Here is a 17,532-nt window from a genome sequence, read left to right on the forward strand (position 1 = left end):
GAGTCGGGGATGTCGGCCGGCGGTCCGTCCTGGATCGTCTGAGCCGGAATCAAATAAAACGCCGGTTGGCCCAGCCCGACCGAAAACGTCTCCGATCCGCTGTAAGCGTCGCTTAATTCAATGGTTTTGACCGCTTCAGTGGGCGGTTTGCGGATCTCGTACCAATTCAAATAGCTCGGTGTTTCGCCTTGGGCCGGGTCTCGCGGAGCCGAATAGAACTTGGGTCCGCGAAAATTCACCCACCGTCGCTCGGCGTCGAGCGAGGTTTTGAGTTCTAAACCGTGCAAGACGGGGTTGGACGCCGTGACCGCGACGACGTCATGCGGGGAGGCGGCGTCACCTCGCGTCATCATCGCCAGAGAGACCAAGATGACGGCGGGAAACAGGGTACGGCGAAGTCGACGGTTCATGGCGGGACGATCGAATGGGCAGGCGGCTTGGTGTTTGGACGGCGTTGTATTCTCCGAGGTTGTCTAGCCGGGCAGGGTAACGTCGCGCATCAAGCGAGGGGCACCGCATGCCCAATACCGCTAAATCGACAGGCCGTCACCACCGCGGCCAAAACGGCGACCAAATGATGCCAAAAGAAGGCGTGGTCAAAAAATGGGTTGGTCCAAAAATGGAGAGCGGACGTCGCCGGGCAGCGTCACTCCTTGGCGGCGGTGTCTTCATAGATCGGCAGATGCCGGTAATAGACTTCCAGGTTCAACAGGTTCATGGTCGTCACGTAGACCCGGCCGGCGTGGGCGCTCCAGCGGTCGGGGATCGGCAGCTCGGGGTCCCAGGAACCCGCTTCCGGCCCGACCTTGATCTGCGTTTCCAGCAACAACGGGTTGAGGTGCCGGTTCCAGCGATCCCAGTAATCACCGCCCATGTGAAACATGAACTGCGTGGCGTAGTACCAATAGTATCCGTCGCGCAAGGGGCGGCGTCGTTCACCGAGTTGGGGCGGATATTTCAGCAAGTACTCGGCGGCCGACTGCATCGCCGGCTGCTCACGGCTCCAACCGTTGTACATCCGCATCAGCATGCCGACGGCGGTCATCGTCGGGGTTGGCAAACGTCCGTGGCGCTGCTGGGGCGTGTCGGGGGCGAACGGATTGTATCGGTATCGATCCAAACGATCCGATCCCTCTTCGCGTGCCAGCGACAACCACAGGTCGATCCCGTCGTAGGCATCCTGTGACACTTGCAGCCCCGACAGGTCACCGCTTTTGAGCGCCATCATCATCCATCCGGTCACACTGGTGTCGCTGCTGACCTGGGGTGAATAGCGCCAACCGCCGCGGCTGCGATGCTGGGTGGCCATGATGTAGTCCAAGGCTTCTTGGGCACCCTGACGGAGTTCGCGATCCTGGGTCATTCCATAGGCTTCACAGAGCGAAAGGGCGGCGATCCCGTGACTGTAAAACATCACGTTGCGGTCGCTCATTTCGTTTTCGCTGCGATACAGGTTTCCGTTGGTGCGTTGGTTGTCCAGCAAAAACTTCAGCCCCTTGCTGACGGTGCCGGCGTATTGGTGTTGCGTGTGGGTGTAGCCGGCGCCTTGAAAGGCCAACAAACACAGACCGGTCGCGGCGGTGTCGCTGCGCAGCAAGACTCGATCGCCATGCCCCTGCAACGACCAACTACCGTCTTCGTTTTGGATACTGGCCAGATACGCCAACCCGCGTTCGATGGCTTCTTCGGTCGCCGGACCGCCCATCCCGGGCGCGCTCGACGCCGCACCGCCACTGGTTCGCATCACGCGTCGCGAAAAGGATTCGACCGCGGCGATCTTGGTGCCTGCCGGCGTGGCCGGCCCGCCGACTTGGCGTCGCGGTCTGGCCTCTCGGGGCAGTTCCATGACCGCGATTTCCGGCTGCACGTCACTGGGCAGCAAACCGGCCAGCGGCGCCGGTGTGTTGCTGATCCCGACGGGCCCGAGTTCGGCCAACAGATCAAGCGCCATGCCGGGCGCGCCGGCCGGGGCCAAATCGTTCGTTGCCGCGCCACCCATTTCGGTTTCGCGGCGAACCGCCGGATCCGAGGCTCCCAACCGATCATCCAGTTGATCCGACATGCCCGAACCGGCGATGCCCGCGGCGCTGGCGGGTACCGATTCGGCAGGGTTGATCGATCCCATCGGTGATGTTCCCGACGTCACGTTCATGCGACGCGCCCGCCCCGGAGCTCGAGTGGCCGGCCCGGCATTGACGTTGGGCGCCCCGACTGCGGCCGACAGGGTGCTCCGCGCGACCGTCGCACCACCGGTGGGACTCAGATCGGTCGTTTCGGCCATGAAGCTCGGCGCGGGACCGTCGGTGATCTGTGCCCCCGTCGTCTCGCCACGGCGATCGGTGGGAATGTCCGTCGGGGCCAGCATCATCGACGCATCGTCGCTGGTCCGCGCGATCGAGACGACGACCGGCGCCGGTGCGGCACCGGCGACCGCCGAGGGTTTGGCGATGGTTCGCGAACGCCGGGCGCGTTCCAGCCCCGCGTCGCCGATCGTCGGCATTGCATCGAGCGCACTTAAGGAAGCCGCCGAAGGCGTCGACTGGGTCGCCCGGATCGATTCGCTCGGCTGCGGCGCGACGGCCGGCATGTCCAGGCGTGCCGGCGCCTGCCGCGCTGACCGCGGCGACGCACGATCGGCCAGTTGGCGTTCGGACGGTGCGGCCTGCACGGGGCGTGTCGTCTCCGGGGATTCCGACGGCACATCGATCGGCTCGGATCGAGGATTGGGTGCCGACTGATTGTTCTGGCGCCGCGCCAATTTGCCCGGCGAGTCGGCCGGCATCGGTTCGGCCGCGCTGGGCTGACTCCGCTCCATCAGATACTTCTGCATCGGTTGGTTTTCCGGTTGCCGAGGCTTGGGGACTTCCAAGCGTGGCTGGGAACGCTCCACCGGTGGCAGTTGTCGCTGTTCCTTGGGAATCTCACGCGACTTGGTTTCCGCATCGACCGGCTTGGACCAGTCCGGTGTTTCTTTCGATTCCTTCGGAGCCTGGAAGATGTGTTCGGGGATGGTCTTTCGAATCGGCGTCCGTTCGCGTTTTTCTCCCTTGGACGCCAGCGGTTGGTAGGCCGCGAAGACGACGTAATGAATCGCAAAAATCAACAGCAACAGGTGGACCGAGATGCTGAACAGCAAGCCCAGCAGGATCGCTTTCCGCAAGAAGCGAGAGGTGATCGCACGTAAGACCAAGGACAGAATCACCGCAACGCAAACGATGGCGACCAGATACGTCGTCGCGTTGTAGAGCAAGCGGGGATCGTCAAACCGGAACGGCGTGGCGATCAGAAACAGCACCAATCCGGCCAACGTGACGACCGACAAGTCCAGCGGCCACATCCGCCCCGAATCGGCCGGTGTGCTCTCGACAAGTGGACGGTCATAGTCGGAATCTAAATGCAAATCAAACGCCCCGCGGCAAACGGTTAAGTTTCAGGTTTCAGGTTTCAGGTTTCAAGCAAGTTGGCAGGTAGGAGTAGGCAGGTGACTGAAAAATGGGAGGCAGAAAAAGAGAGACAAGAAAATGGGTGACAGGAAAATAGCTGGAACTGATTCCAAAACTCAAAACTCAAAACTCAAAACTCAAAACTCAAAACTTGAAACTTGAAACTTGAAACTTGAAACTCAAAACTTAAACCTCACCCCTCCGGGCCTTCTTGTGTCGTGACGGAATAGTCGCTGATGCCGCTACGGTTACAGACATCCATCACGCTGACGACGGGTTGGAACGACGTTCCTCGGTCGGCCCGGATCACGGCGGATTGGTTGGTCGGGTTGGACGCCACGCTCGCTTTGAGCAATTTCTCCAGATCGGCCAACGACGTCGCTTGTCCGCGCAGATAGATTTCACCGGCCTGGTCGATATCGATCACGATCTCACGGGGCTTGCCGATCATCGGGACCGCACTGGTCGCCGTCGGCAACACGATATCCAAACGCCGTTCTTCCTCTTCGAACTCGCTGGTGACCAGAAAGAAAATCAGCAGCAGAAACACCACGTCGATCAGCGGGGTCAGACTGAGCGTCCCGGCGACACTGGAGCGTTTGATTTGAACGGCCATCGGTCAACTCGCCTTGGCTTGGTTGCCGGACTCCGCCACGCCGGCGGACGATGCCGTCGCGTGCGGGGGCGGGGGAGGGGAGGGCGGGGGCGGCGTGACGGCGTTGCCCGGTGAATCGACATACTGAATCGGGATCAGCGTGCCATCGGAATCCAACCGCCGGCGCCCGTCAAAGCGGGCCAAGCCGGGTGCCAAGTCAAACACCAGTTGTTCGATGCTGTGAAACAGTTTGGCGATCCGGTTTTCCAAGTATTGGGCAAAGATCGCCGCGGGGATCGCCACAGCCAATCCCGCCAGGGTCGTCACCAGCGCCGTGTAAATCCCTTCGGAGAGTTGTTCACTGCGGGAACGATCGGCCGACAGCGAAGTGGACTCATGAAACGCGACGATCATGCCCCAGACCGTTCCCAGCAATCCCATCAGCGGCGTTGCGGCGGCGGCCAGCGTCAGCCAGCGGACCGGCGACGCGTAGCGATCGGCTTCCCGTCCGATCGTCTCGGTGGCGGTGCGTTCGATTTCACCGAGCGGTTGACCGGTTCGCATCAACATCGCTCCGACGATGCTGGCCGTCGGCGACGGATGCTGTAAGCACGCCTGGTAGGCGGCCGGTGGATCAAACGACTCGACCGGATCGGCCAGCCGACGGAGTTCGCGGACGAGACGCCGCGGCATGACTTTGCCACGGCGAAGACTGAGCAGTCGTTCGACGGCCAGCGTCACAACCAACAGACTCATCAATCCGATCGGAATCATGAACCGTCCGCCGCGGAGGATCAGCGACAACATGTCGATGCCCGTCGGTTCAGCGACCGGCGGCGGTTCCTCGGACGCGATTTCGGCGTTCATGACCGCTTGGATGTCGGCGGCATTGATCGGCGGTTCGGGCTCCGCCTGAGCCATCGCCTGGGGCGAGTCGGCCAACCCGCACAGCCATCCCGCGCACAAGACCACACCCAGACAGATCAACGCGATGCGTTTTTGCTTCGCGCGTTCCTGTCGATTCGGGTTTATCGGATAGGAAGTCACGACTACTGCAACGCCTCCAGACGCTCGGCGGATTTCTTCGCAAGTTCGTGTCCGGCATGTTTCTGGACGACGTACTGATAGAACTGTGTCGCGAACTGACGCGATCGTTTTTTTGCATCCGGTGTTCTGGCGGTCTGCATCAGCAGCTCGCTGCAGCGTCCCGCTTCGAACCCGCTTTTGGCTTGCCAATTCTTGATCTCCGCCGGCGCGTTGTCGCCGCCGAAACCGAACATCACGCTTTGGAACTCGGGGATCGCTTTGTCGAATCGTTTTTCACCAAAATGGATTTCACCCATCATGAAACGGGCCCGCGCACCGACCTCGCGACGGCGATACTGTTCGGCGACCTGCCCAAAGTATTTGAGTGCCTTGTCGAGATCATTCTTTTGCTGATAAGCGAACCCGGTTTCATAAAACACTTGCGGCAAGTAGGCCGTGGCAGGAAAACGCTCCTTCAGTTCGTCGTACCAGCCGATGGCTTCATCCCAGCGTTTCAGTTGCGCCGCGGACTGGCCTCCGTGCAACAAAATTAATTCGCGGACCTGTCGCTCGGCCGCATCGCGTAGCGAATCGGCGTTCTCGTTGGCGTCGCGAATCTGTTGCCGCCCCTTGGTGTAAGACTCCAGCGCCTCGGCGAACGCTTCGGCCGCGAAGAAACACTCACCGACCATCATCCGCGCGTCAATCGCCAGCGTACCGGTGGCATGCTTTTCGACCTGTTTGGCGAACGCCTGTCGGGCTTCGTCCAGCTTGGATTGTTTGAACAGCGACCAACCGAGACGATACAACGATTTTTCGCTCATCGCGTCATCGCTGGTCTTTTCCGCGGCGAGCTGAAAATAGGTTGCCGCGGTTGCCCAATCGCTGGCCGAATACCGTTGCTGTCCGACGAAGTAAGCCGCTTCGGCAGCCAGTGTCGTGTCGGGGTACTCCTTCAACAGGCGACGAAATTGCTCGACGGCTTGCTCGTCCTGGCCGGACTCACGCAACGACCACCCGAGTTCATAGAGCACTTTATCCATCGCGGGATAGGCGGGGACTTCGTCGACCAAACGCTGCAGCTTTTCCGCCGCGTCGGCAGGGCGTCCCTGCTTTTGATCCACCAGTGCCAACTCGTAAAGCGCATGCCCCAAATTGACTCCGGTCGGACCGAGTTCCAAATACTTCTTCAGATCCGATTGAGCGGAGGAAAGATCGCCCAGGGTCCGGTGCGAGATGCCTCGCGCGATCAACGCATCGTCACTGAGTGCATGGCCTGGCGACTGGTTCAGAATCTTGTCGAGTGACTGGATTGCTTCGGCGTGTTTGCCTTGTTGCATCTGCGACCAACCACGACCGTACAGTGCGTAGGGGATCAGCCCCGCGTCACGGTCGGCGTCGATGATCTGGCTGTACAAATTCACCGCCTGGTCATAGTCACCCGTCGTGCTGGCGAGTTGAGCCAGCTTGTAACGGGCCTGATCGGCCATCGCGGACGACGGGTCGCGGCCGATCAACGTTTCCCAGGTGGCTTTGGCTCGGTCGCCTTGCCCCGATGACAGCAGCGCGGTGCCTTGCAGCAGCATGGCCTCTCCGGCTCGCGGCCAATCCGACGCCACTTCGGTGACGCGGCCGAACGACTCCGCCGCATCAGCCGGTCGGCTGGACATCAAGTGCGCTTGGCCGACCAAGAATTGGGCTTCGGCTTTTTGCGACGCTTGCGAAAAACTCTCGTACTCTTTTTTCAATAGCGCGATGCTTTCGTCAAATGCCTTCATTGCATTCATCGCGACGGCGGTCCGCAAGACCCACACGGGGCGTTGCGCGTGGTCGGCCGAAGCGGCGCGCAGCAGTTGCCGATAGCTGTCCAGCGCCGCTTCAGTCTGGCCGAGAAAAAGCTGGCTTTCGGCGACGATAAAACGAACATCACTGGCGAGCTGGTCGGAAGCGAACTGCTGTAAAAATTCACCGGCCAGTTTTCCCGCCCGCTCGTACTGGTTGACTTGCAATGCAGAGAACGCGGCGTTGTAGAGGGCGCGGGGTGCCAACGCGTCGGCAGGCGCGTCGCGATAGGCCGCTTCAGCCACGTCGATGGACTCTTGGACCGTTGCCGGGTTCATCGACAACGCTTCGGCCAAATCGACGCGCAAGTCAATCGCGAAGTCACCCTCCAGTCCGACGTCGATCTGTCGCTTGGCGATCGCCACGGCCGCGGCCGGATCACCCTTGGTCAGTTTGATCCTTGCCAACCAGTGCGCCGCCTCGGTCGCCGCGACCGGGTTGTTTTGTGTCAGCACCTTTTCAAATCGCGTCGCCGCTTCATCGATGTCACCGCCACGATACAGGCTTTGCCCAGACGCCAGCGTGGCGTTGGCGGCGTAAGGCGAATCGGGAAACTCTCGTTGCAGTCGGTCGTAACCGACGGCGGCTTCCTTCGGCTTGCCGCTTTGCACCAGCGCGTACGCCTGACGAAAAATCGCGTAGCTGGTATCGGCATCTTCCTTCGACGCCGCAATCGCTTTGTCGAACGAGGTGACCGCGGCATCAAAGCCACGTTGCATGATCCTCAGATCGCCCATTCGCAAATGCACGTCGACGACCAGGGGACTGTCCACACAACCGGACAACAATTGCTGAAACGACGCGACCGCTTTATCGGTTTGCTCCAGCTCTTCGTGCGCGATGCCCAAGGCGTACAACGCGTCACATCGCAGCGGCGAATCCTTGGCCGCCGGCAGCGACAAGAATTTGTTGTAGTAATCGATCGCGCGGGATCGATCGCCCAACCCGTATGCCGCTTCGCCACTGTAAAAGTACGCGCGGTCGATGTAGGCGCTCTTGGGGTTCTCTTTGCGGAGCGTCTCGAAGGTTTCGATCGTCTGTTTCAATCGCGCCGCGTCACGTTGGGGTCCGTCACCGGCTGACGCGTAAAAGCACCAACCGCGATTCGCCAAACTCTCCTCTCGAAGCTCATAGGTTTTGTCTTGCAACGCCACACCGAAGGCCTCGGCTGCGGCGACATAATCCGGATTTTCTTTCTGCATGTAGCAGACGCCCAGATAGTGCGCCGCTTTGGATGCCAGATCATCATCGGGATACATCTCCAGAAACTTCTTCCAGTTCTGGATCGCCAATTCGATCGCACCGCCGGTTTGAAAATTGGCCGCATCGGCGTAGAGCGCAATCGACGCCTCGGTCGATTCCGCCGCCCCGGCACGCGTGCCGACCGAGACCCCGAGGGTGATCGCGACCGCCGCGCATCCGAGCCCCGTCGCGGGCACGAACAACGCCAGGGTAACCAGCAAGCGAACAGCAATCGCACGGACAGAAGACTGCAAGGAAGAATCAGAACGCACGGCGACGTGGGGGCCAGAGGAGTCCGAAAGACAGCGACGACATCGTCCACAGTTTAACGGTGTGTCGATTCAGTCGATAGTTCGCCATCGGGATTGCCCAGTCCGAAAAGTCGGTCGTAATGCCTGTTGATTCGGCACACGCGTGCCAAATCGTCGCATTTCCCGCCGTTTTCCCATCTGGACACTTCCGCAGTGAACCGTTCGCGTCCCTGGCGACGTATCAGTAAGCTTCGCAGTAGTCGTGAAGGACACCTATACAATTTCACAGTGATTTTGACGTGACGCAACTCAGCTCCCCCGGCAGCACCCACTTGATCACCGGCGGCGCCGGATTCATCGGCTCGCACCTCGCACAGCGACTCCTCGCGCGGGGGGACAAGGTCTTGATCGTCGACGACCTGTCGACCGGGCAACAAAAGAACCTGGCGCCGATCATCGATCACGAGAACTTGGAATACATCGAGGGGACGGTCGAAGACGATCGGTTGGTGGCGGAAGTCGTCGGCCGCGCCGACAGCGTCTACCATCTGGCCGCCGCGGTGGGCGTCGCTCTGATCGCCAAGCAACCGATCCAAACGATCGAACGCAACGTCTATCCGACCCAGTTGATCCTGGACCGATTGGGCGAACGAGCGCGACGGGGAGCGCGGATCCCATGCTTCATCGCCAGCACGAGCGAAGTCTACGGCAAGAACCCCAAACCGGTCTGGTCCGAAGAAGACGACTTGGTGTTCGGCGCGACGACCAAGCCTCGTTGGAGCTACGGCGTGTCCAAAGCCATCGATGAATTCTTGGCGTTGGCGTTCTACAAGGAGCAGCAGTTGCCGGTCGTGGTGGGACGGTTCTTTAACGTCGTCGGTCCACGCCAAACCGGTGCGTACGGCATGGTGCTGCCCCGATTCGTCGAAGCGGCGTTGAAAGGCGAAAAGCTGGTGGTCCATGACGACGGTGCCCAGATCCGATGTTTCGCACACGTCGACGATGTCGTCGGCGCGGTCGTCAAGTTGGTCGATACCCCGCAGGCCCATGGGCGGGTCTACAACATCGGCAGCGACACCCCGGTGTCGATCCTGGACCTGGCCAAACGCGTGATCGAGCGAGTCAACCCGAAGGCGGAGATCGATTTCCGGTCCTACTCCGACGCCTATGACGAAAGCTTTGAAGACATACGTCGCCGGGTTCCCGACCTGACCCGGATCGCTGAAACCATCGGCTACGCCCCGACCAAAGACCTGGACGCCATCATCGACTCGGTCGCCGACTCGATGCGTTAACGTCAAACGATGATCAGCCGTCTGGCGCGAGCCCAATACCGCTCAATCGACATTGAGGGGCGCCGCTCGCGCTGGCGTGAACCGGCTGATGTCAATTGATGATCAGCCGTTTGGCGCGAGCCTACGGGCCCCAACCGGAGCAAACGACGCCTCACTTGGCGGCATTGGCCTTTGGCGTTTAACGCGGGGCCTTCGGACGCTGTAACTCAAAAAACTTTCAACGAGCACTTGCCAGCTCACCACAATGGGTCACGAAAAAGAGACCCTGGTGAATCAGTCTCGCCGCGAGCCGTTCCCCGCTGACTCCCGTTTGTCAGCACGCCGCCGAGTTGGTCACCTCACCTGTTTGTGGAGATTCCAGATGCGTAAGTTTGCTGCAGTTGCGTTGGCAGTCGTGTTGGCCGGTTCGTTCAGTGCTCAAGCGTTCGCCGGATGCGGAACCTGCGACAAGACGGTCGTGGAGAACGCCGTCGCGGCCAAGTCGTTCAACACCTTGGTTGCCGCCGTCAAGGCTGCCGGCTTGGTGGAAACGCTTTCCGGTGAAGGCCCCTTCACGGTGTTCGCCCCGACCGATGAAGCGTTCGCGAAGCTTCCCGAAGGCACGGTGGAAAGCCTGCTGAAACCGGAGAACAAGGAAAAGTTGGTCAGCATCCTGACCTACCATGTCGTCCCCGGAAAGGTGATGGCCAAGGACGTCGTCGGACTCAGTAATGCCAAGACCGTGCAAGGCTCGCCGATCAAGATCAAGGTCAAAGACGGTGGCGTGGTGCTCAATGGCAAGTCCAAGGTCGTCAAGACCGACATCAATTCGTCCAACGGCGTGATCCACGTCATCGACACCGTGATTCTGCCCAAGAGCTGAATCCATTCGGCTTGAGAGCAATCGTTCGAAAGCAAACTCCGTCGGCATTTTTTGCCGACGGAGTTTTCGTTCGTTCGAACGCCCCCATGACCACCACCCCAGCGGGACGCGTTGGCGCCTGTTGATTTAATCCGATCGCACGTGGGATTAGCCGTATCGCGCGAGCGTACGGGCATCATCCACAAGAATACGCACCGGGGCCCGTGGGCTCGCGCCAAACGGCTGATTCGATCAACAGGCCGTCACGCCGCGTGCTGAGATGCTTCTGCGAGAGCCCTTGCCGAACCGGGGGCTGATTGCCTATTCTGTGGGGCTTCGCGGTTCTGTACGCCAGCCAGGCCCGCTTGCACCCCAAAAACAACGAGAGAAATGCCATGAAAGAAGGCATCCACCCCAAGTATCAAGCGACCACGATCAGCTGCGGTTGCGGCAATTCCTTTGAAACCCGCACCGTCCGCGGCGGCGAGTTGAAGGTCGATATTTGCAACGCCTGTCACCCGTTCTACACCGGCAAGCTGAAATTCGTCGACACCGCCGGCCGGATCGATAAATTCCAGAAGAAATTCGCCGCCGGCTCGTACGGCAGTTTGCAGAAAAAAGGCAAAAAGAAATAGCCGGTTCATTTCCGCCGCCAGACCGCTCCGCACCCCCCTCGGGCGCCAGCAGCGTGCTGACGACAGGCTACGCCAACCGCATGGTCCTCGCCCCCCGGCAGGAACATGCGGTTTTTTTCTTCGATTCTCTTCTCCGAATCCTGCCCCCCCGAAGTCCCAAACGGACTGTTTGCGACCATGAGCACCATCCGCGACCTGCTGGAAGAAAAACTCAACCGGTTCGAGCAACTTGAACGCGACATGTCGGACCCCGAAGTACTCGGTGACGGCGCGCGGATGAGTGCGACGGCGCGCGAACACGGCGGACTGGCGCGGCTGGCCGGCAAATATCGCGAATTCAAGCGGATGAGCAACGAAATCGCCGGCTGCAAAGAAATGGCAGAGGCGGCCGAAGACAGCGAAGAACGTGAAATGGCCGAAACCGAAATGGCCGACCTGCGGCGACAACGCGAAACGCTCTGGGAAGACCTGCTGTCGATGACCATCGGCGGCGAAGACAGCCACCGCACCCGCTGCGTGATGGAAATCCGCGCCGGCACCGGTGGCGAAGAAGCCGCGCTGTTCGCTCGCGATCTGTTCGAAATGTATCGCCGATATGCCGAACTGAAAAAATGGAAAGTCGAATTGATGGACAGCAGCCCCTCTGACATGGGCGGGTTCAAAGACATCACGTTGACGCTCGAAGGTGACAGCGTTTATCGCGACCTGGCGTATGAATCGGGCGGGCACCGCGTCCAACGCGTCCCCGAAACGGAAACCCAAGGCCGCGTCCACACCAGTGCCGCCACCGTCGCCGTCATGCCCGAACCGGAAGACGTCGAAATCGACTTGAAGGCAGACGACTATCGCGTCGATAAATTTGGCGCGTCCGGCCCCGGCGGTCAGCACGTCAACAAAACGGAATCCGCGATCCGGTTGACCCACCACGAAACCGGCATCGTCGTGCAGTGCCAAGACGAAAAAAGTCAGCACAAGAATCTGGCCAAAGCCCTCCGGGTCCTCAAGGCGCGGATCTATGAAAAGAAACGTGAAGAGGAAGCGGCCAAGCAAGCCGAACAACGCAAGGGATTGATCGGATCGGGTGACCGCAGCCAGCGCATCCGCACGTATAACTTTCCCCAAAACCGGCTGACCGATCACCGGATCAATCTGACGCTCTACAAATTGGACCAGATCCTGGCCGGTGACTTGACCCCAGTGACCGAAGCGCTGATTGAATACGACCGAGATCAACTCCGTGGAGACATGGTCGATTAATGTCTGAATCACAAACGTCCGAACAACCTTGGACCGTGTTGCGATTGCTGCAATGGACGACCGAGTTCTTTCAAAAACGCGGCAGCGGCTCGGCGCGACTCGATGCGGAAATCCTACTCGCCCATGCGCGACAGTGCAGCCGCATCGAACTTTACACCGCGTTCGAAGAAGAACCGGATGAAGCACAGCGGGCCGCGTTTCGCGAACTGGTGCGGCGGCGTGGCGAAGGAACCCCGGTCGCCCAACTGGTCGGTTACAAAGAATTCTATTCGCTGCGATTCCGCGTCAACGAACACACGCTGATCCCGCGCCCCGAAACCGAGCACCTGGTGATCGAAGCGCTCGACTGCGCCAAAGCGATGTCGGCCGGCGATCGACCGTTGCGGATCGCCGATGTGGGGACCGGTTCGGGCGCGATCGCCGTCGCCCTGGCACTGCATCTGCCCAGCGCCCAAGTCACCGCAACCGACATCAGTGCCCAGGCCCTCGAAGTCGCTCAATGGAACGCCGATCAACACGAGGTTGCCGATCGCGTCGACTTTGTCTGCTGCGATCTGTTGGCCGACGTCGAGCAACCCGAGACGTTCGATCTGATCTGCAGCAACCCGCCTTACGTCAGCGAAAGCGAATATGCGCAACTGGATCGTTCGGTGCGGGAACACGAACCGAAATCGGCCCTGGTCGCGGGAGAGGACGGGACGGAAACCATCAAGCGGCTGATGGCCGAAGCTTATCCGCGACTCGAGCCCGGCGGGCGGCTGATCATTGAACTGAGCCCGATGATCGCCGACGCCTGCGAAGACCTCGCCGAACAAATCAGCGAACTCGGCGATTTGCGGTTCATCAAGGATCTCGCCGGACACCGCAGAATCCTCTCGCTCGGCCGGCTTTCTTCTTAGCGGTAGGGCGCGAGCCCTCCGGTCTTAGCGGTAGGGCGCGAGCCCTCCGGTCTTAGCGGTAGGGCGCAAGCCCTCCGGTCTTAGCGGTAGGGCGCAAGCCCTCCGGTCTTAGCGGTAGGGCGCGAGCCCTCCGGTCTTAGCGGTAGGGCGCGAGCCCTCCGGTCTTTCACGGTGTTTCCAAGCCGAAACCGGACGGCTCGCGCCGTTCCGCTAACACCTTGTTTGCCGAAGCAAAAATCCGGACGGCTCGCGCCGTTCCGCTAACACCTTCGTTGCCGAAGCAAAAATCCGGCCGGCTCGCGCCGTTCCGCCGATTCTCTTAGCGAGAAAGTGGGCGGCATTGCGCAGGACCACGCAACAGCGCCAACCGGCACCAAATCCGCGGGAACTGCGGCCAGCGTCCTCCTTGCACCGCATTCCCATCGACGATCTATCGTTGGCGGCTATGATGTACCGCACGATGTGCCCTGTGAACGAATCCGGGGCGACTTCTGAATCTCCAAGCGGCCGAAAAAAACCGATTGAACACCACGCTCCAATCCAACTCTCTGTGGAACGACTCCGCTCTTAACGCCCAAGACTATTACGAGCGTTGTGATGCGGCAGGAGCGGTGCGCCCCCACTGGGCGACGGTCACCGAGGAGATCGATCGCCTGGGCCTGCCGGAGCTACGAGATCGCTCCGCGGCGATCGAACGGTTCTGCCGCGAGAATGGCGTCACCTTTCACGCCAGCGAAACCCCCGACGAATCCAATCGCCCCTGGAAATTGTCCGTCGTACCGTTCGTGATCGGCGCCGCGGAATGGGAGACGCTGTCGACCGCACTGGCCGGACGGACGCGGTTGCTGGAAACCGTCCTGGCGGATCTGCTGGGCCCCCAGCGTTTGATCCGCGAAGGCATCGTGCCGGGCGAATTGCTGTGGGCCAATCCGTCGTTCAAACGCACGTACCACAATCTGGAAACGTCGCAGCAACACCTGCACATCACCGCGACCGACCTTGCCCGGGACGCCGACGGTGTCTGGCATGTCACCGGTGATCGCACCCGCGCCCCCAGCGGTCTCGGCTATCTGTTGGAAAATCGAATCATCACCAGCCGTGTCTTGCCGACGTTGATTCGACGCAGCAACACGCTGCGGCTGGCTTCGTTTTTCGAATCCCTAAAGGACCACCTGTACTCGCTGGCGACCACCCACCGCGACGATCCACGGGTCGTGCTGTTGACGCCACCGAGCGGCAGCTACCGTGAATTCGAAGACAACTACTTGGCGCGTTATCTCGGATTGACGTTGGTCCAGGGCAGCGACTTGGCCGTCCGCACGGGCGAGTTGAATTTGAAAACACTCGGCGGGTTGCAGCCGATCCAGGTCTTGTGGCGACACGTTTCGGATCGACGCTGTGATCCGCTGGAACTCGATCCGGCGTCGGGGGAAGGCGTCACCGGTCTGCTCCGCTGTGTCCGCCGCCGCAGCGTCGCGGTGGTCAATACGATCGGCAGCGTGCTCGTCCAAACGCCGGCATTGCTGCCCTACCTGGACAAGGCACACCAATTCTTCTTTGGCGACGAATTAAAACTGACCGCGGCACCGACGTACTGGTGCGGTGACCCGAACCACCGCAGCTACGTGATGGAGCATCTCGATTCGCTGAACTTTCGAAACGCGTTCGCCGTCTCGGGTGGATCGGCGATCGTGTTGTCCGAGTTGTCGCCGCCGGATCGCGAGGCCTTCCTGCAACGCCTCAGCGCCAAACCGTCGGACTACGTGGCGCAGGAACGTTTGCAATTCAGCAAGACACCGGTCTGGACGGGCAAACAGATCGAACCCCAGAAGACGACGTTGCGGTCTTTTCAACTGCTGACCGGCGACGGGGTCACCGTCCTGCCGGGCGCACTGGCCCGCGTCGGATATGACCAATTGGAATTGTCGCGGTCACCCATCAGCGGGCAGATGACGCAGGACTGCTGGGTCACCAGCGACGTGCCGGTCGACGAACACAAAACGCTGCTTCCCGATTCCGAGACGGTGATCAGACTGCGCCGCGGCGGTGACGAATTACCAAGCCGCGTCGCCGAGCACCTGTACTGGCTCGGCCGCTACGCCGAACGCGCCGAAGCGATCTCGCGGGTGATGCGGACGACGTTGGCGCGGATCGCCGGCGAGGAACACTGGGACACGCTGGCCGAAGTCCAACGTCTGGTTCGCACGCTGGCCTCGATGGGACAAATCGAACCCGGCTTTGCCGTCGAACCATTCGTCGCCAATCTGCCTCATGTCGAACAGAATCTGCCGCTGTCGGTGCTGGACCGCGGACAGCCTCGCGGACTCGTCCGCACGCTCGAATCGGTGATGCACAACACGATCGCCGTCCGTGGGCGCCTGTCATCGGAAGCCTATCGAATCGTGCATCGCGCCACCGCGGAATTGACCCAATCCACCGGCGCGACCACCCCGTCGGGAGCCAACTCGATCGGCATCGGCGAAGCGATCGAACGCGTCGACCGGTTGATCGTCGACCTGTTAGCACTGGCTGGACTGACCAACGAGAGTCTGGTTCGCACTCATGCCTGGCAATTCCTCGAACTGGGCCGCCGACTCGAACGCGCCGAACACCTCTGCGAACTGCTGACCGCGACCCTGTGCCCGCCGACCGACAACGGCAAACCGGTTTGCGAAGCGGTCTTGGAAGTCACCGACAGCATCGTGACCTATCGTTCTCGCTACAAGAACCTGGTCCGCTTGGCACCGGTGATCGATCTGCTGGTGACCGACGAAACGAATCCGCGTTCGCTGCGATTTCAACTCGATCACATCGCCACGTTGTTCCAAAAACTGCCCTCGACCGAAGGCCCCGTCGGACTCGACGCGATCAAACGCATCGTGCTGGACTTGCAATACCGCATCACCACGGCCGATCCGATCGAATTGTCACAAACCAGCGAGGACGGCACCCTCGAACAACTCCAATCGGTACTCGAACATGTCGCCGCCGACCTGCCCCGACTCGCCGAAGGCATCAACGCCCGGTATCTGATCCATACCGAATCGAGACAGTTCCTCACCGGGACGGGACGATGAGCGAGAACGAGAACGACGACTCACAGATTCGCTACCGTGTTCGGCATTTGACCGAGTACCGATACAGCAACAATGTCGCGGTGTGCCAAAACCAGGTTCGCATGCAACCGGTGACCGGTGGCAATGTGACTTGCGAGCGGACGGAGTTGTCGATCGCCCCCGAGCCGACCAGCCGGGACGAGCACATCGACTATTTCGGCAATCGGGTGATCACGTTTTCGATCGAAGCGATCCACAAATCGTTGACCGTCGACGTCGAGAGCATCGTCGCCGTGTCGGCGCAGATGACGACCGAGACCCAACCGTCACCGGAATGGGAAACGCCGCTGGCGACCAGCCCGGACAACCTCCGCCGACCGATGATCGATGAACATCGCTTCGGCTCGCCACGCATCACACCGTCCGACCCGTTTGCCAAGTACGCGGCAGGTTCGTTCACACCGCGGCGGAACATCATTGACGCGGCACTCGATCTGACACGCCGCATCAACGCCGATTTCAAATACGACACCACGGCGACCACGGTCGCGACGACGACCAAAGAAGCGTTTACGCTTCGCGCCGGGGTCTGCCAAGACTTTGCCCACGTCGAAATCGCCTGCCTCCGCGCGATGGGTCTGGCCGCGCGATACGTCAGCGGTTACTTGCGGACGCTGCCGCCGCCGGGCAAAGAACGACTGGTCGGGTGCGACGAATCCCATGCCTGGGTCGAAGTCTTCGCCGGCGACACGATCGGCTGGCTGGGACTGGACCCGACCAACGCCTGCCTGGTCGGAACCGACCACATCCCCGTCTGCATCGGACGTGATTACGATGACGTCAGCCCGATGCGCGGCGTCGTCCTGGGCGGCGGAACCAACACGCTGAAAGTCAGCGTCGACGTGGAACCGATCGAGCCCCGAGAACGGACATCCCAAGCGTCCGGTCCAAACGGTGCCGGTTGAGTGTTGGTGTCTGGGCGGCAACGCTGTGAAGCATTTTTTAGCGGTCGGGCGCGAGCCCTCCGGTGTTCCGAGACCGATGAGGGACCGGAGGGCTTGCGCCCTGCCGCGAACACCTTGTCAAACGCAGGGAATAAATGCTTCACAGCATTGCCCAGGCGGGGTTGAACAGAGCAACACGGTTCGCC

Annotated in this window: 12 protein-coding genes; 7 read left to right on the forward strand and 5 right to left on the reverse strand. The window is 60.8% G+C overall.

Annotated elements, in window-relative coordinates:
• The 5 genes from ABX749_RS03005 to ABX749_RS03025 form a co-directional block, all read right to left on the reverse strand.
• On the reverse strand, window positions 1–410 hold a 410-nt coding region (locus ABX749_RS03005), incomplete at its 3' end, for a hypothetical protein (protein ID WP_372894695.1).
• 236 nt (window positions 411–646) lie between these two features.
• On the reverse strand, window positions 647–3,400 hold the full coding sequence (locus ABX749_RS03010; RefSeq protein WP_372894696.1) for a prenyltransferase/squalene oxidase repeat-containing protein: 2,754 nt from the start codon (window positions 3,398–3,400) through the stop codon (window positions 647–649).
• Window positions 3,401–3,636: 236 nt separating this feature from the next.
• Window positions 3,637–4,059 carry a biopolymer transporter ExbD gene (locus tag ABX749_RS03015; RefSeq protein WP_145219832.1) on the reverse strand — a complete coding sequence of 141 codons (423 nt, stop codon included), beginning with the start codon at window positions 4,057–4,059 and terminating at the stop codon, window positions 3,637–3,639.
• A 3-nt stretch (window positions 4,060–4,062) separates the two neighbouring features.
• The gene (locus ABX749_RS03020; RefSeq protein ID WP_372894697.1) at window positions 4,063–5,085 is read right to left on the reverse strand and encodes a MotA/TolQ/ExbB proton channel family protein; all 1,023 of its coding nucleotides are present in this window, start codon (window positions 5,083–5,085) and stop codon (window positions 4,063–4,065) included.
• Between the two features lie 2 nt (window positions 5,086–5,087).
• Window positions 5,088–8,402 carry a tetratricopeptide repeat protein gene (locus ABX749_RS03025; RefSeq protein ID WP_372894698.1) on the reverse strand — a complete coding sequence of 1,105 codons (3,315 nt, stop codon included), beginning with the start codon at window positions 8,400–8,402 and terminating at the stop codon, window positions 5,088–5,090.
• Window positions 8,403–8,698: 296 nt separating this feature from the next.
• Here ABX749_RS03025 and ABX749_RS03030 point away from each other — a divergent pair, with 296 nt between their 5' ends.
• The 7 genes from ABX749_RS03030 (at window position 8,699) to ABX749_RS03060 (ending at window position 17,347) form a co-directional block, all read left to right on the forward strand.
• Window positions 8,699–9,694: an NAD-dependent epimerase/dehydratase family protein gene (locus ABX749_RS03030; RefSeq protein ID WP_372894699.1), complete on the forward strand. Its 996-nt coding sequence runs from the start codon at window positions 8,699–8,701 to the stop codon at window positions 9,692–9,694.
• Between the two features lie 361 nt (window positions 9,695–10,055).
• The gene (locus tag ABX749_RS03035; RefSeq protein ID WP_372894700.1) at window positions 10,056–10,556 is read left to right on the forward strand and encodes a fasciclin domain-containing protein; all 501 of its coding nucleotides are present in this window, start codon (window positions 10,056–10,058) and stop codon (window positions 10,554–10,556) included.
• A gap of 374 nt (window positions 10,557–10,930) precedes the next feature.
• Complete coding sequence (gene rpmE, locus ABX749_RS03040; RefSeq protein ID WP_095740899.1) at window positions 10,931–11,170, forward strand: 50S ribosomal protein L31; 240 nt, start codon at window positions 10,931–10,933, stop codon at window positions 11,168–11,170.
• A gap of 177 nt (window positions 11,171–11,347) precedes the next feature.
• Entirely contained in the window at window positions 11,348–12,427 is a 1,080-nt protein-coding gene (gene prfA / locus ABX749_RS03045) for a peptide chain release factor 1 (protein ID WP_145219836.1), read from the forward strand.
• Window positions 12,427–13,326: a peptide chain release factor N(5)-glutamine methyltransferase gene (gene prmC, locus ABX749_RS03050; RefSeq protein ID WP_145219838.1), complete on the forward strand. Its 900-nt coding sequence runs from the start codon at window positions 12,427–12,429 to the stop codon at window positions 13,324–13,326. The genes prfA and prmC overlap by 1 nt, the downstream gene beginning before the upstream one ends.
• A 521-nt stretch (window positions 13,327–13,847) precedes the next feature.
• The gene (locus tag ABX749_RS03055; RefSeq protein WP_372894701.1) at window positions 13,848–16,403 is read left to right on the forward strand and encodes a circularly permuted type 2 ATP-grasp protein; all 2,556 of its coding nucleotides are present in this window, start codon (window positions 13,848–13,850) and stop codon (window positions 16,401–16,403) included.
• Entirely contained in the window at window positions 16,400–17,347 is a 948-nt protein-coding gene (locus tag ABX749_RS03060) for a transglutaminase N-terminal domain-containing protein (protein ID WP_372894702.1), read from the forward strand. Before ABX749_RS03055 ends, ABX749_RS03060 begins: the two co-directional genes overlap by 4 nt.
• Window positions 17,348–17,532: the final 185 nt, after the last annotated feature.

The sequence above is a fragment of the Stieleria sp. genome (assembly GCF_041595215.1).
Classification (GTDB): Bacteria; Planctomycetota; Planctomycetia; order Pirellulales; family Pirellulaceae; genus Stieleria; species Stieleria magnilauensis.

Bases quoted from the DNA above. Each gene is read 5' to 3' on its own strand.
- ABX749_RS03015 (WP_145219832.1), bottom strand. From the start codon at position 4,059: ATGGCCGTTCAAATCAAACGCTCCAGTGTCGCCGGGACGCTCAGTCTG.
- rpmE (WP_095740899.1), top strand. From the start codon at position 10,931: ATGAAAGAAGGCATCCACCCCAAGTATCAAGCGACCACGATCAGCTGC.
- ABX749_RS03035 (WP_372894700.1), top strand. From the start codon at position 10,056: ATGCGTAAGTTTGCTGCAGTTGCGTTGGCAGTCGTGTTGGCCGGTTCG.
- prmC (WP_145219838.1), top strand. From the start codon at position 12,427: ATGTCTGAATCACAAACGTCCGAACAACCTTGGACCGTGTTGCGATTG.
- ABX749_RS03060 (WP_372894702.1), top strand. From the start codon at position 16,400: ATGAGCGAGAACGAGAACGACGACTCACAGATTCGCTACCGTGTTCGG.
- prfA (WP_145219836.1), top strand. From the start codon at position 11,348: ATGAGCACCATCCGCGACCTGCTGGAAGAAAAACTCAACCGGTTCGAG.